This is a genomic window from Paenibacillus hemerocallicola, assembly GCF_006265175.1.
Classification (GTDB): domain Bacteria; phylum Bacillota; class Bacilli; order Paenibacillales; family NBRC-103111; genus Paenibacillus_AB; species Paenibacillus_AB hemerocallicola.
In genome coordinates this window covers 1-15,154 of record NZ_VDCQ01000042.1, presented here as the reverse complement: position 1 = coordinate 15,154, position 15,154 = coordinate 1, and the positions used below count along the sequence as shown (strand labels likewise).

6 protein-coding genes are annotated in these 15,154 nt (G+C 58.8%); 3 read left to right on the top strand and 3 right to left on the bottom strand.

Annotated features, from left to right (window positions below):
• The first annotated feature begins 16 nt into the window (after positions 1 to 16).
• Positions 17 to 1,756, top strand: coding sequence for a pectate lyase family protein (locus tag FE784_RS25105; RefSeq protein WP_139605013.1), 1,740 nt, complete (start codon positions 17 to 19; stop codon positions 1,754 to 1,756).
• 1,290 nt (positions 1,757 to 3,046) lie between these two features.
• Positions 3,047 to 9,070, top strand: coding sequence for a DUF3320 domain-containing protein (locus FE784_RS25100; RefSeq protein WP_176706501.1), 6,024 nt, complete (start codon positions 3,047 to 3,049; stop codon positions 9,068 to 9,070).
• Between the two features lie 455 nt (positions 9,071 to 9,525).
• Here FE784_RS25100 and FE784_RS25095 read toward each other — a convergent pair whose 3' ends face one another.
• The 3 genes from FE784_RS25095 to FE784_RS41115 form a co-directional block, all read right to left on the bottom strand.
• On the bottom strand, positions 9,526 to 11,175 hold the full coding sequence (locus FE784_RS25095) for a hypothetical protein (RefSeq protein ID WP_139605011.1): 1,650 nt from the start codon (positions 11,173 to 11,175) through the stop codon (positions 9,526 to 9,528).
• 319 nt (positions 11,176 to 11,494) lie between these two features.
• On the bottom strand, positions 11,495 to 12,436 hold the full coding sequence (locus FE784_RS25090; RefSeq protein ID WP_139605010.1) for a hypothetical protein: 942 nt from the start codon (positions 12,434 to 12,436) through the stop codon (positions 11,495 to 11,497).
• The gene (locus FE784_RS41115; RefSeq protein WP_176706500.1) at positions 12,426 to 12,581 is read right to left on the bottom strand and encodes a hypothetical protein; all 156 of its coding nucleotides are present in this window, start codon (positions 12,579 to 12,581) and stop codon (positions 12,426 to 12,428) included. Before FE784_RS41115 ends, FE784_RS25090 begins: the two co-directional genes overlap by 11 nt.
• A 377-nt stretch (positions 12,582 to 12,958) precedes the next feature.
• Here FE784_RS41115 and FE784_RS25085 point away from each other — a divergent pair, with 377 nt between their 5' ends.
• Positions 12,959 to 14,740, top strand: a complete 1,782-nt coding sequence (locus tag FE784_RS25085) for a vWA domain-containing protein (RefSeq protein WP_139605009.1) — start codon at positions 12,959 to 12,961, stop codon at positions 14,738 to 14,740.
• The last annotated feature ends 414 nt before the right edge of the window (positions 14,741 to 15,154 follow it).

The window sequence follows — 15,154 nt, the reverse complement described above, 5'->3', positions numbered from 1 at the left end:
TCCGGGAGGGAATAAAATGGATAACCGATTCGAGCAAGAAGAGCAAGAGCGGATCGGACCGCAGGCTCCGGCGGTCCGTACGAGCCGCAGAAAGCTGTTGGCCTCCATAGGGATGGCGGGGGTCGCGCTGGCCGCCGCCGGAATTCCGGGAGGGCGAACCGCTTATGCAAAGGACAAAAAAACCGACGATGACTGCATCATAGCCGTTCCTTCCGTCACCGCTCTCCTCGCGCTGGATACGACCTTGCTGGACGACGGGCAAATCGTCAGGGTACTGTCCGTATTTGCCACTTACCCCGGCGGGGCGTCGGCCCTTTCCTTGCCGATGGACGCGAACGGCGGCGGCGAATTCGTCTGGAAAGCTTCTGCGCCCAAGTCGGGTCACAACGGCGGGGTTGTCATCAGCGCTACCGTTCCGTGGAGCGGAACCGTGGCCGGCTTGCCGGCCTTTCTGGCGGGCGGGGGCGAGACGAATCCGACGGGGAACGGCTGCTGGGTCAGGGTGTCCGGCGGCGCGGTCAATCCGACGTGGTTCGGGGCGATCATGGACGGCACGACCGACAACGGCGTGCCGCTCTCCGCGGCGATCGCGTATGCCGTATCCAGCGGCAGACGATCGATCGTACTGCCGAAGGGCGTGTGCGCCACATCCGCGAGCCCGAACTGGGGGTATTCGTATTTGTCGGTCCGGGGGGCGGGCAAGCACGATACCGTTCTGAAATATACCGGCTCGGGCAGAGCGTTTACGATCGACGGGAGTCCGTTCGGCCCTTCCGTCATCTATGGAATATCCGTCGAGGACTTGACGATCGAAGGAAACGCCGGAATCACCGACTTATTGTTCACGGAGAACGCGTCGCATCTCGTCATCCGCAACGTCAATTTGCGCGAAGCGAATTCGGCGACCGGGACCGCGCTCAAGCTGCTCTGGACGGTGGCCAGCGTATTCGAAAGCGTGACGTGCTCGGTCAACGAGCAGCCGATGACGAATAGACCGTATACCGGCATCCATATCGGCAAATCGCCGTCGCGCAATCTCCGCTCGACCTGCAACACGTTTATCAACCCGATCATCGAGGGGTTGACCGGCATCGGCATCCGGATTGCCGACGGCGACCAGAATACGTTCGTCGGCGGCACCTCGGAGGCGATCGGCATCCACGGCGTCGTCGTCGCCCCGGGCTCGCGATTCAATTCGTTCAGCGGACTCGGCTTCGAGGGAAACGGGACCGACGACGTGATGGACCAAGGGCAATTTACGAAGCTGATCAATTGCTATTCGGCGAGAAAGCTGCATTTCGCCGTAGGCTCGCTGAATGCCGAGGTCAGCGGCGGCTTGCATGAGCGCATTCAGACCGATGCGGGCGCCCGTCATACGCGGATCGAGAAGCTGACCGTCAATTATTGGAATACGTCGGCCGGCGGGGTGTACGACAACGGGGAAGATTCGACGATCCGCGATATTTTCGACCATGATGCCAACCAGTTTCTATATGTCAAAAAGCCCAGGGCGGGAATTGCCGTCGGCGCCACGCCGTTTACGTATACGAATAACGGCGGACTCCTCCAGCAAGTGGCCGTACGGGGAGGAACCGTGACGCAGGTGCTGTTCAAGCGGGGGACGGATCAGACCATCGTCGGCGGGGGCTCGTCCGGGCTGCCGGCCAACAATCTGTATACGCTGGCGTCGGGAGACGAGCTGGTCGTGTCGTATTCGGCGGCGCCGGAGATGTTTACGATCCCGATGGGCATCTAAAGACAACAAGTCGACGATGCTTCTACAGCGAGTAGTGCCTCCGATAGTGCGATATCGTGGGCATGTCCGGCGACGACGCTGAGGTCTATCGACACGAAGCCGCCCATTATGCCAATTCCGAAAAAGCTTGAGAAATCAAGCTTTTTCGAACCATAAAGAAGGTTCACTTCGCTAAAGTACTACAGCGAAATGAACCTTTCTTTACCGAGAAAAGCAACCTCTAGAGCTCGGATGTGCTTCACACGGATCGGGGGACTAAAAGTTCCTTTACGGAAGCCTGCCGGTATCTAAAAGGCCGTCGAATAGCTCGAACGAACTGGAAAACATGCAGTTATTTCGGTGAACACTTGCCTCGCTATGGTAGAGAACTGGAAAATATACAGTTATTCTCGTTCGTTTTCGCTCATTTTACGATCTGGCGGTAATTTGCCTGCATGTTTTCCAGTTATTTCAGCGAATTTCTTGTTTTTCCTAAATATAACTGCATATTTTCAGGTTGTTGAAAAAGTCAAAAAGAGAGAATTGTCATACAAAAAGAGGTGGGGGAAATGTGCGGAAAGCGAAGCGGTTGACTTTAAAATCGTGTTGTAACCGCTAAAATCATATAAACAACACGATTTTAACGGATGTGGAGCGCATTCCCCCGCCTCTTGTCTCCCGGCGCTTCCTCTCTTTGCAGACTTTTTCAACAGCCTCATATTTTACAGGTAGTCGGTTGGGGACGAGCTTCCGGCTACTCATCGGATTTCCAGGGCCAAACGGAACATTCAGGTCCGTTATCGAACCGTGCAAAGCTCCCGGCGCGCGGTGTTGCGCTGCATGACGGCGGTCGGCCGTTCGGTGAAAACAAATCTAACTCGGAGCGGCAGGAACGGAACGGGTTAGCGGAAAAAATCGTTCCGCTAGGCCCCGATATGCCGGCCTTTTCCGATAATATCGGAACTTTTTGTTCCAGAAGCGAAGGGAGGACCCGGCAATAGCATTCCGGTTGCAAAAATTTCCTCGTGCAAGGCTCTTGCCCGCGTACCGCTAGCGCTGCATGCGGTCCCGTCGCGCTTGTGTACCCGGCCCACCTCCTTTCCTACCGCGTTCCCGCTCCTCTTGCCGATAACCTGCTCCCGTTGCTTCCCTACGCCCTTTCACGCTGTCGCAAACCGGCGCCTTTTCGCCCATCGGGTCGAAAAACCGCGCAACGGCGCGAATATAATGCTATGATACAGCTATGAAACCTTTATGCGGGCTTGTCTGTCGGCGGGCCCGGCATTTACGCGAGCAGGAGGAGTTGTACCGTTGAACGATCGAATGAGCTGCGAATGGATCTATAGCGAAACCGTCAATTATGCGATGCAGCAAAATCATGTTCCTATCGTAAAACGAATCGTCTTGACCAATAGAACGTCCGAAGATATTCGCGGACTAACCGTCAGGCTGAATGCCGAGCCGGAGTTTGCCTATGAATGGAGCAACGCGTACGACCTGCTCCCGGCCGGCCAATCGATCGATTTGGGCGCGGTCCGTCTGCAGCTGTCGTCCGCTTATTTGGCCGGTCTGTCCGAACGGATGACGGGGATGCTCAAGCTGTCCGTGCTTCAAGGGCAGTCGCCGGTTTATGAGGCGAGCGCCCCCATTACGGTACTCGCGTTCGACGAGTGGAGCGGGCTAGCCGTTCTGCCCGAAATGGCGGCGGCCTTCGTTACGCCCAATCATCCCCAAGTGTCGCAGATCGTTCGCGAGGCGGCGGATATATTGGGCAAATGGAGCGGAAGCCCGTCCTTTACCGCCTACCAGAGCAAAGATCCGAATCGGGCGAAAATCCAGGCGGCGGCGGTTTATGCGGCGCTGCAGAACAGGGGCGTCGCCTACAGCGTGGCGCCTCCGAGCTTCGAGCAAATCGGCCAGCGCGTCCGCCTGCCGGAGACGGTGTTCGCCCACCGCATGGGCAACTGCCTCGATTTGTCGCTCCTGTACGCCGCCTGTTTGGAGGCGGTCGGTTTGCATCCGTTGCTCGTTTTCGTGGAGAAGCACGCCTTCGTCGGGCTATGGCTCGTGGAAGAAACGTTTCCCGAAAGCGTACAGGACGACATGTCGCTGCTCACGAAACGGATCGCACCCGGTATTCACGAGATTTGCGTTATCGAATCGACCGCTTTCGTCGAAGGAAGCACGGCCGGCTTCGAGGAGGCGGTGTCGATGGCCGCCGCCCGGTTGGCCGACCCGGCCAAGTTCGACTGCGTCGTCGATGTCAGGCGGGCTCGCGCCGGTGCGATACGTCCGCTGCCTGTGCGCGTTGCGACGCCGCAAGGCTGGGAGATCGACTCGCAGACGCCCGTGCGGCCTTTGCCGGAGACGGCCGCCCCCGAGCTGTTGGATGTAGTGGGGCGGCCGGCCGATGCGGAGTCGATCCCGATCACGAGACAGAAGCTGTGGGAACGGCGGCTGCTCGATTTGTCGCTCCGCAATGCGCTGATCAATTTCCGTTTGTCGAAGTCGAGCGTTCCATTGATGGCGGTTCAGCTTGCGGATTTGGAGGATGCGCTTGCCGAGCGGGAGGAATTCCAGCTCATGGCGAAGCCCGGCGATTGGCAGGACGACGGGCGCAGCCCGGAGCTGTACCAGACGATCGGTGCTGGTCATCCGCTCGCCGCCCTGCTGAAAGAGGAGTTCACGAAGAAACGGCTGCGCGCCGACCTGAGTCCGCCCGAGCTCGACAAAAGGCTTGTTCATCTGTATCGGAGCGCACGCGTCGCGCTGGAGGAGAATGGCGCCAACACGCTGTACTTGGCGCTCGGCTTGCTGAAATGGTACGAGTCGCCCGTCAGCGAAATGCCGAGACGCGCTCCGATCGTACTTATTCCCGTCGACATTTTGAAGAAATCGTCGCGGGCCGGTTACGTCATTCGCGTGCGGGACGAAGAGCCGCAGGCAAACATCACTTTGCTGGAAATGCTGCGCCAGGATTACGGTATCGGTATCGGCGGCTTGGACCCGCTGCCGAAAGATGCGAACGGAATCGACTTGAAGCAAATATTCGGCGCATTCCGTCACGCTCTCATGCAGATGACGCGGTGGGACGTGGAAGAGACCGCTTATCTCGGCTTGTTCTCGTTCGGCCAGTTCGTCATGTGGAACGATATCCGCACCCGCTCCGGGGAGCTGGCGCAGAACGATATCGTAGCAAGCCTGATGGACGGCCGGCTGAAAGGACTGCGGGAGCCGGAGGAAGGCGCCGACGCGACGCTTGACGAAGCGCATCCGGCCGCGCTACCCGTTCCGGTCAGCGCCGATTCCTCCCAGCTGGCAGCGATCCGGGCGGCGGCGGAAGGGTGCAGCTTCGTGCTCCACGGTCCGCCCGGCACCGGCAAATCGCAGACGATCACGAATATGATCGCGACGGCGCTGGCGAACGGGAAACGAGTCCTGTTCGTCGCGGAGAAGATGGCCGCCCTCACCGTCGTGCAGACCCGGCTCGCCAAGATCGGTCTGGATCCGTATTGCCTGGAGCTGCATTCCAACAAAAGCACGAAGAAGGCCGTACTGGACCAATTGAATGCGGCATTGGAAGCGCCGAGAACGATGCCTCCGGAGGAATGGAAAGCTCAGGCCGACCGTTTATCCCTATTGCGCGGCGAGTTGAACGGGTACGTGGCCGCCCTGCATGCGAGGCAGCCTTTCGGGTTCTCCTTGTATGAGGCGATAGCCGGTTACGAGCGGGCGGGGATGCAGTCGGACGCCGTGCGCTTCGAGCCGGAAGCGATCGAGCGGCTTATGCCGGAGACCGTTTCCGTATGGCGGGATCTGGCTTCCCAAATCCGGGCCGCGGGCGAGGAATGCGGCAGTCCCGCGGGTCACCCGTGGAGCGAAGCCCGCGTCACCGCTTATTCGCAGTCGCTAAAAGCGGAAGTGGAGCAAGCGCTGGGGCGCTACGCGCCGACGTTGTCCGATAGCCGGGAAGCGCTGGCTAAGGCGGCGGAATATCTTCGGCTGGATGCGCAGGCTTACACCGGCGAGGCGTGCGACCGGCTCGTGCGGTTGTGCGATTTCCTGCTGCGCATGCCCGACTTGAAGCCCGCGACGCTGGAATCCCCGCAGCCCGAGGAGGACGCGAAACGGCTGAAGAAGGCGGTCGAGCAAGGCCGGAGAAGGGACGAAGCGAGGCGACGGGTTTGTTCGGTTTTCTCCGCGGAAGCGCTCCGGTTCGACGCCGCGCTGACCCTGTCGGAATGGACGAAGACGGAGCTGGAGTGGTTTTTGCCGAAATGGCTTGGACAAAACAGAATCGTCAAGCTGCTCAAGTCGTTCGTCCTGCCCGGCAAGAGCATCGCCAAGCAGGACGTCAAAGCGCATTTGAGCGGAATGATCCGCTGGCAGGATGAAGAGAAAAAGCTGCGGGAGGCCGGGGCGTTCGCGAGTACGCTGCTGGGCGGCGATTTGTGGGACGAAGATAACGGCAGATGGGATGACGTCGAAGCGGCGAACGAATGGCTGTTGGAGCTGAACGCTCTGCTCGTTGCTTCATTCGGTCCGGAAGCCCCGGCAGTAAGGCGGCGATTCGCCGAGCTTCTGCGTAACGGAAGAGCGGAATTCGAGGCTCGGAGCAGCCTGCTCCGGGAGGCGGCGGAGCGGTATCGGAGCATGAAGGCCGCCGAGGAGGAGCTGTTCCGGCTGCTGCTGGTCGATCGGGAGAGTCTCGTAATCGCGGCGGAGTCAGAAGATCGTTTCCGGTTCATGAGGCAAAAAGCGGCCGTATGGGAAGCAAGCCTGGATGCTCTGCGCAATTGGTGCGCTTGGCGCAAAGTGCGCGACGAAGGGGCGGCCGCGGGCCTTCTTCCGTTAATCCTGCCCTACGAACGTGGCGAGCTTGCGAACGGTCAGCTCGTTCCGGCCTTTGAACGGGGGCTCTACAAAGCTTGCGCCAATTTCATTATGGAGAAGGACGAACGGTTGGGCTCTTTTTCCGGCAGCCTGTTCGAGGAGAAGATCGGACGGTTTGCGGAGACGGACCGCGTATTCGAAGAGCTGACCCGGCGGGAAATCGCCGCCAGGCTGGCCGCACGGGTACCGCACATGACGCAGGAAGCCGCCCAAAGCTCCGAGGCGGGCATCTTGCAGCGCGCCGTACGCAGCGGCGGGCGTTCGATATCGATACGCAGACTGTTCGAGCAAATTCCGCACCTGCTGCCGAGATTGACGCCGTGCATGCTGATGAGTCCGATTTCCGTCGCGCAGTATTTGGACCCGACCGGTCCCAAATTCGACCTTGTCATTTTCGACGAAGCGTCCCAAGTTCCAACCGCTCAGGCGGTCGGAGCGCTTGCGCGCGGTCGTCAGGCGGTCATCGTGGGCGATCCGAAGCAGTTGCCGCCGACCAGCTTTTTCTCCAGAATGAATGACGAGTCGGAGGAGGAGCACGGCGTAAGCGATGATTTGGAAAGCATCCTGGACGACTGCCTCGCCATCGGAATGCCGCAGATGCATTTGTCCTGGCATTACCGCAGCAGGCATGAGAGCCTGATCGCGTTCAGCAACGCGCAATATTACGACAACAGGCTGATGACGTTCCCGTCGCCGGACGAGCCGGTTTCCTGCGTCAAGTGGAATCCCGTCGAGGGGGTGTACGACCGGGGGCGGACGAAGCAAAACCGGGCCGAGGGCGAGGCCGTCGTGGCGGAAATCGCGCGCCGTCTGAGGGACGACCGACTTCGCCGGCACAGCATCGGCGTAGTGACATTCAGCTCGATCCAGCAATCGCTGATCGAGGATTTGCTGGACGAGGCTTTGAAGCGCGAGACCGACCTGGAGCTGCTGATCGCGGAGCTGCCTGAGCCGATATTCGTCAAAAACCTGGAAAACGTGCAAGGGGACGAGCGGGACGTCATTTTGTTCTCGATCGGCTACGGCCCGGATGCTGCGGGCAAGGTCAGCCTGAACTTCGGACCGCTTAACCGGCAAGGGGGCTGGCGGCGTCTCAATGTGGCCGTATCGAGGGCAAGGCGGGAGATGCACGTGTTCTCCACGCTGCAGGCCCACCAGTTGAGCGCCAGCCGGACGAGCGCGCAGGGCGTGCTCGGACTGAAAGCGTTCCTCGACTATGCGGAGAAAGGAAAGCAGGCATTGCCTGCCGCCGAGGCGGCGCGCGGCATTTCCGACAATGCCGATATCCACCGAAATGTGGCGGCCGAGCTGGAGCGGCTTGGTTACGAGGCCGATCTGTACGTCGGAACGTCGGGATACCGGATCGATCTGGCCGTCAAAGATCCCGGGCAGCCCGGAACGTATAGGCTGGGCATTTTGCTCGACGGGCTGATGTACCGGAACGCCAAGACGGCCCGCGACCGGGACATATTGCGGGACAGTGTACTGGAGCAGCTCGGCTGGAGGCTGCACCGGCTATGGATGCCGGACTGGTGGGACAATCGCGGGGCCGAGATCCGCAAGATCAGGCAGGCGCTGGAGCGAACGGTGCAAGCTTCCGCTCCGGATGCCGATGATGCCGGTATCGGCGACAGTCGTGCAAGCGGCGGGAGTGGAGCCGCCGGCAGGAGCGGGGGTGCTGCGGAGAGAGTGAGCGGCGTCGAGACAGCCGACACCGCAGCGGCAATCCGTGCTGCGTCTGAATCGGCAGCGGAACCGGCAGCCGGAGGCGAACCGGCGGAACCGGCAGCGGCTCCGACAGCTTCGGGAGGACGGTCGGCACCGGACAGCGCCGGTCGGCCCGACGCGGACGTCCCGCAGACAGGAGGTCTTCCGGACAATGCGGAGCCTTATCGTCCGTGCTTGCTCGATAGCATAGCGGCCGGAACCGATGCTTTCTACGCGCCGGAATATACGCGGATCATTTGCGAGCAGATCGCGAAGGTCGTGAGCGAGGAAGGACCGATCAGCCGCGGCTTGCTGGCGAAGCGCGTGCTGACCGCTTGGGGCATTTCGCGCATGGGGGCTAAGCTTGACCGGCATTTTACCGAGCTGCTGGCGAAAATGAGGCTTACTGCAACTACGTGGGACGGCACGGAGTTTTACTGGCCGGAAGGGAACGATCCGGAGCAATGGGCGACATGGCGTATCGCTGCCGACGAGGCTCAGCGCCGGAACGCCGAAGACTTGCCGCCGGAGGAAATCGCCAATGCGGTGCGTACCGTTCTGGCCGCGCAGATCAGCCTTCCCGAGGATGACTTGATCAAGCAAGTCGTCAAGCTGCTCGGCTACGTCCGCTCCGGCGCGGCGCTCGACAAAGCGGCGAGAAGCGGAATCGCTTGCGCCATAACGCGCGGATTCGCCTTTGCGGACGACCAAGGCAGGATCGTTTACAAAGCGTAGCTGCGATGTGCTGCTGCGAAAACGGCTAAGCAGAAAATTGGGGATGCAGGAGACCCCGGTGACCCCGATAACCCGATAAACTCGAACGAAAAGCCCGCTGCCGAATGGCCGCGGGCTTTCGACTATTCCAGCAGACGCAACGCATTACGTGGTGGCGATTGAACACAAACTACGATTTTGGCGTGTTACATCCCCGCTTGCATTACTTGTTCCCTCTCGTACTCCTCGCTTGATTTTGCTATTAGCAAACTTGAGTATACGGTTAATGAAATTGGGTTCCCTATGTGCCGAAGCCTATTGAACGGCTTGGCGAAATAAAGCTTTTTCGCTAAAATTCGCTCGTATCCAAGGGCATCCCACGTACAGCGGGCAAAAAAAGGGCCCAATAGGGCCCGACAAGTACTCGGAATGGCAACCAACGCCCCCTTCGCGTTAGCCGCAAAGGGGGACCTGCGCTAATCGGCCTTAACTTTGCCGAATCCGTATTGACCGTTGCGGTATTCATAGTACGACTGGTGCCCCGCGCCTTTTCCGTTGTCGTTTTCGACCAGCAGGACGCCCGGCCGGTCCAGCCGGTAGCCGTCCGCTTCAAAGTCGAACAGCTTGCGCAATCCGGACTGCAGCGAATCGAATGCGATATAGCGCGACGACCGAATCGGGGAGGAGGCTTGGACCAATAGGGCAGGCGTCCCCTGTGAGCCAAGGTTCGGTACCGTGCGAAGCTCCTTGACCGTGACATCCGTACCCAAGTCCGCTTCCTTCATATCGATCGTCCTGTCGGCCATAAGCCGGACGAGCACGAGCTTGGCACCGTTCTTGCCGCCGGTGCTCCCGCCTTGACTTCCAGCGCCCCCGCCGTTGCCGTTCTCGCCACGGCTCCCAGCGTCTGGGCTCCCGTCGCCAGCGCCTTCATAGCTGCTGCCGGTTGCGCTGCCGCCGTTCTCGGCTCGCCCATCGGCGCCGCCCGTAATCCCGGCCGCATACGCAACCGCTCCGAACTGCGACGACCCGGCTATGACGTTCGTGAACGTCGCGCCGGGCATCGCCCGCAGCAAGAGCTGGTCCGGCTGCGCGGCCGTCCAGGCCAGCTCGGCGTCGCGTATTTTTGCGCGGGTGTCGCGGTAAGCCGCGAGCTTTTCATACAGCGCGATCGCTTCGGCAAATTTCCGCTCGGACACCAACCGGTCGGCCGCCGCCAATTGCTTGCCGTAGCTTTCCCGGATATAGGTCGAGACCGCCGAGCCGGAAGATGGCCAACCCTTCGTTTCCTCGTACAGCTTGGCGTTGCGCAGAAACGATTCCAAATCGTTTTTCCCGAGCGAGGCCGCGAGCCGCTCCTGAACGCTCCGGTCGACTTGCTGAAACAGCCACGCCGACTTGAGGCCATACTGCTCGTACAGCTTGCTCAGCCGGATGCCCTCGGCCAGCAAGGCGGCCAAGCTTTGGCCGCCGGCATTCAACGCCTCGATCCGGGCTTCGTCGTAAGGCTCCAGCCGGGAGCGGACCTCCTCGCTACGTTTCCGTTCGTCGCCGAAGTATCCCGCAGGGAGCCGGAGCAGAACGACGGCGGCCTCGTCGGCGAACGCCTTTTTCTTCATGTCCGACTCCAGCTGCCTGGCTGCCTTTTCTTCTATGCGGCGCAGCGCACCCGTCAGTCCGTCCCCGATTTTATATTGTGCGGACAGCTCCGAGAAAATGGCGGCTTCCATGCCTTTGCTGGCGTCCGACTGCTTTTTCTTTTCCGTGTAATCGTGGAATGCGTCCAACAACGATTCATAGCTTTCCAGCTTGACCGCTTCTTCCGTATCGGCGCCGATCGTCAGCAGGGCGGTCCGGATCTCCGTCACGTGCTTCAATTCGGCCATCCTCCGGGAGGTGGTCTCTTCGTTGTAGCGCAACCAGCCGTTAGCGCCGGCTTTGCTGAAGTAATGCTCGGCCTGCACCCAATCCCCGTCCGCATAGAACTGCTCCGCCCGGGCGTAATCGCGTACTTTCATGCCGCCGTTGTACAGCTTGCAGCAGGCCGCGACGACAAGGGCCAGCATGAGCGCTAGAGCCACAGCCCTCAAACGATAGACGTCCTTGTATGAGGGGGTAGTCATCATGAACAGCCGTTCCTTTCGCAAATAATTGGAGCTGTACAGTGCAAGTTGTCCGACAGTGTACGGTGAGCAATCGAATCGAATTGAGTAGCTCGGACTAAATGCAAATATGCAGGTAAACAGAGAAGAAAACATTTATCCAGTGCGGTCGGCTGTAAAAAGTACAGTTATTTCCGCGCGTTTCGCCATTTTTCCGGTTTTTCATTGATTCAAATGGATGATTTCCAGTTAAATCGGCCAATTTCGCTTTTTTCCTGCATTTAACTGCATGTTTTACAGCTGGCGAATGGCTTGGCGGAGGGCTGCCGTTTGCTCTGGACTTTTAGAACATATTTTGGAAATCGGGATCGAAGCCGTAGCGGCTCCGCGCCAGCTCCTTGCATTTGTCGTACAGGATCGTCCGTTCCTCCGCCGGCGTCGCCGCCATCAGCATGCACAGGCGATGAAACCTTTCTTTGGGCAATTCGTCTAAGTAATCGACAATAAAATATGGGTACATTTTCACATACGATTTCATGCGTACGGCGGCACCGGCGATCAGCGCCAATATGTCTTTGCCGTGAGGCATCGAGGCGATGTGGTACCGGTATGCCAAGACGTAATCCAGCACGCCGCGCCGGACGAGCCGTTTGTTGACCTTGACCGCTTCCCACAAGTACAGCACGAACGGCTCGCTGAACGAGGCGGGGATCAGCTGCTCCAGCTCCAGGTCCATATCCTTGCGGATAAAGAAGCGGTTCAGGCAGACGACCTTGCGGGCTTTGATCGAATCGCCGCGGAGGAAATGGCCGATTTCCCGCAGCTTCTCGTAGGCTTCCTTCGGTTTGTCGGCCTCCATGTCCTCGAGCGCCTCCTGCAGATCCGCCCTCAATCCCCTCAGGATTTCGGGTGTATGGTCGACCAGCAGCTTGTGCAGCCGATTGCTTTCGGCGTAAGGCTTGTACGTTTTGCGGAGCAGGAACAGCAGGAACAGGAGAACGGCTCCGCCGGCTGCCGCAGCGGCCATTTGCGCCAGCGTGTCAGCGAACACGACGGCCAGCAGCACGAGAGCGATCGCTCCGAACGCTTCCGCCCATGGCAGGATCCGGTTCAGCGCGGAGGCGTATTCGGTAACGGGGATAAATTTGTCCCGGGCGCCGCACGACTTGCAGCTGTTGTCGAACAGGACCGAGTAGGCGCCGCATCGTTTGCATAACTTCAGGCGCTCGAAGGCGGTGACTGTCGTCCGGCTTTTGCGGAACTGTACGGCCAGCTTAGTCTGCATGCGATCCCTCCGTCCGGTTCAGTCGTTCGATCAGCGCGGCATCGATTTGTTCCAGGGTCATCGCCTTCTTTTTATAGGCATGATGCTTGATCCATTTTGCCGATAAATATACCGCGGCTACGATAAGCAGGCCGTATGTGATCATGGGCTTGTGCATTCTCCTGTTCTTCAAGTTTCGGCAATATTATACAGCGATTGCGTTTATACCTGAAAGGTATGGCAATAGCCGCGTCGAAAAGGTATCATTAACCATGTAAAAACTATCATTTTCACCATTATTCTACTATCAGACTTGCGGTTTGACTACTTGTTTCCGGTTAAGCCGCTTGGCGCGCACCACCAACGGGGGCTCCCCCGGAAATACTGGCAATCGCCCGATCGAAGTCGTTCGATGAAATACATTCGTGTATTAGGGATGCGATTGTCGCGAGCCCGGCAAGCTGTTCCGACGGAATAAGCTGCGAAGGATCGCTTCACTTTTGGGGGAACCGAGTAAATCCGACGAATGCGGAGGTAGGAATCATGATTAAGCATCGATTACGCATCAAACTCCGGCTTTTGTCCATCTGCATGGTCTTGTTTGTTCTCGTGGCCGGCACCCCCGTCCTTCACGCCGCGTCAGGCGCGACGCAACAGATGGATGCCGTGCTGGCGATGGACGCGAGCACCTCGATGAACGATAGCGACAAAAACAAAGTGGCCAACGAAGCGATGAAAATGTTTGTCGATATGGCCTCGATAAGCGGCGACAAAATCGGCCTTCTTTCGTACACCGACCAAATCGTCAGGGAGAAGGCTCTGCTCAAAATCAATTCCGCGGCCGATAAAGACGAACTGAAATCGTTCATCGACCAGTTGGCCAGAGGACCGTATACGGACATAGCGGTCGGCGTCGGCGAAGCGGTGAAAATTTTGGAGTCGGGCAAGGAAGCCGGCCATTATCCGCTCATCGTGCTGCTCTCGGACGGCAACAACTCGCTTAAGCAGGGACGCACGCAGGAGCAGTCGAACCAGGAATTGCAGGCGGCCGTGAAAAAGGCGAAGGATCAGAGCATTCCGATCTATACGATCGGCTTGAATGCGGACGGTCAGCTCAACAAGGACGTGCTGGAGAATATTTCCCGGGAAACCGGCGGGAAGCTGTTCGTCACGAGCACCGCCGACACGCTCCCGCAAATTTTGAGCGAAATTTTCGCCAACCATTTGAAGCTGAAGGTCGTGCCGCTGACGGGCTTCACGGCTAACGGGGACTATCAGGACGTGACCGTGTCCATCCCGAACGGCAATGTCATGGAAGCGAATGTGTCCATTATGTCGAGCCGCCCCGTGGAAGTCAAATTGATCGACCCTGCCGGGCAGGAGAGGAAGGTTCCGTCCGACGGAGTCGTCTATTCGAAATCGGCCGCCTATTCGCTCGTCAAGCTGGTCAAGCCGGCCCAGGGCGACTGGAAGCTGCAGATCAAGGGGATCAATCAGGACAAAATCAACATCAATCTCGTCTACAACTACGATCTGGCGCTCGTCATGAATCCGCTGAACAAAACGTACAAGCCGGGCGACGCCGTCCAAGTGAGCGCCCGCCTCGAGTCGAACGGCCAGACGGTGGCCGATGCGGATTTATATAAAAATCTCAAGGCTACGCTGCTGCTTACCGATTTGGACGCGAAGCAAACGAAGGAAATCGCGTTAACGAACAGCGGCAAAGACTTCACCGGCTCCTTCACCGTCGGCGGGCCGTACGATTACGAGGTAAAAGTGCGGGTGGAGGATGCGAGCTTTTTCCGGGAGACGAATCCGGTTACGATCAGCGCGAAGCCGGCATCGCAGCAGACGCAGACGCAGGGTAACCCCGCGCCGGCCCCCGCCGAGGAGGACAAGCCGTTTCCGTGGAAGCCGGTGGCCGGGGGAGCTCTCCTGCTTGCCCTGCTGCTGGCGGCGCTCCTGTTCGTGATGAGCAAAGTCAAGCAGGCGAACAAAGGGTTTTACGGGCAAATGGTTATCGAGATCCTCGATGAGGATACGGGCGAGCGGACGAGCCCGCAATACAAGAAGCTGAACGGCTTCAAGGGCAAAATCAAGCTGCACCAGCTGCTCCAGCTCGCGCCGGAGTTTGCCGAGACCGAGCAAATCGTCTTTACGCCCGGCAGCGATTCGATATGGATCGCCAATCATTCGCCGTGCCTGATCGAGAAATCGGGCAGAGCGTTCGACGCCTCCAAAGCGAAGGAGCTCAAGAAAAACGATCGCGTCAAAATTACGCTGCAAAACGCCAGCAAATCGATATGGCTCGAATATATCCATTAGCGGCGAAAGGGTGCGGACTTCGGAGTCAGAGCCTTCATTAGCAGAAAGGTGCGGACTTCGGAGTCGGAAGGAAAATAGCGGAAGCCAGTTCCGCTATTCGCAGGGCTTCGTGCCATCCCGTCGAAATAACGGAACTATGTGCCGTTAATTGCGAATTATTGCGCCGATAAATATCGGCAGCGAATATGCCCGAAGCCCGGAAGTGTTCCGGCGCAAAGGTTGAATAGCGGAAGCCAGTTCCGCTATTCGCAAAGCTTGGCGCCATCCCGTCGAAATAACGGAACTACGTGCCGTTAATTGCGAATTATTGCGCCGCAAATATCGGCAGCGGTTGAATAGCGGAAGCCAGTTCCGCTATTCGCAGGGCTTCGCACCATCCCGTCGAAATAACGGAACTACGTGCCGTTAATTGCG

Bases quoted from the DNA above. Each gene is read 5' to 3' on its own strand.
- FE784_RS25095 (WP_139605011.1), bottom strand. From the start codon at position 11,175: ATGATGACTACCCCCTCATACAAGGACGTCTATCGTTTGAGGGCTGTG.
- FE784_RS41115 (WP_176706500.1), bottom strand. From the start codon at position 12,581: ATGATCACATACGGCCTGCTTATCGTAGCCGCGGTATATTTATCGGCA.
- FE784_RS25090 (WP_139605010.1), bottom strand. From the start codon at position 12,436: ATGCAGACTAAGCTGGCCGTACAGTTCCGCAAAAGCCGGACGACAGTC.
- FE784_RS25085 (WP_139605009.1), top strand. From the start codon at position 12,959: ATGATTAAGCATCGATTACGCATCAAACTCCGGCTTTTGTCCATCTGC.
- FE784_RS25105 (WP_139605013.1), top strand. From the start codon at position 17: ATGGATAACCGATTCGAGCAAGAAGAGCAAGAGCGGATCGGACCGCAG.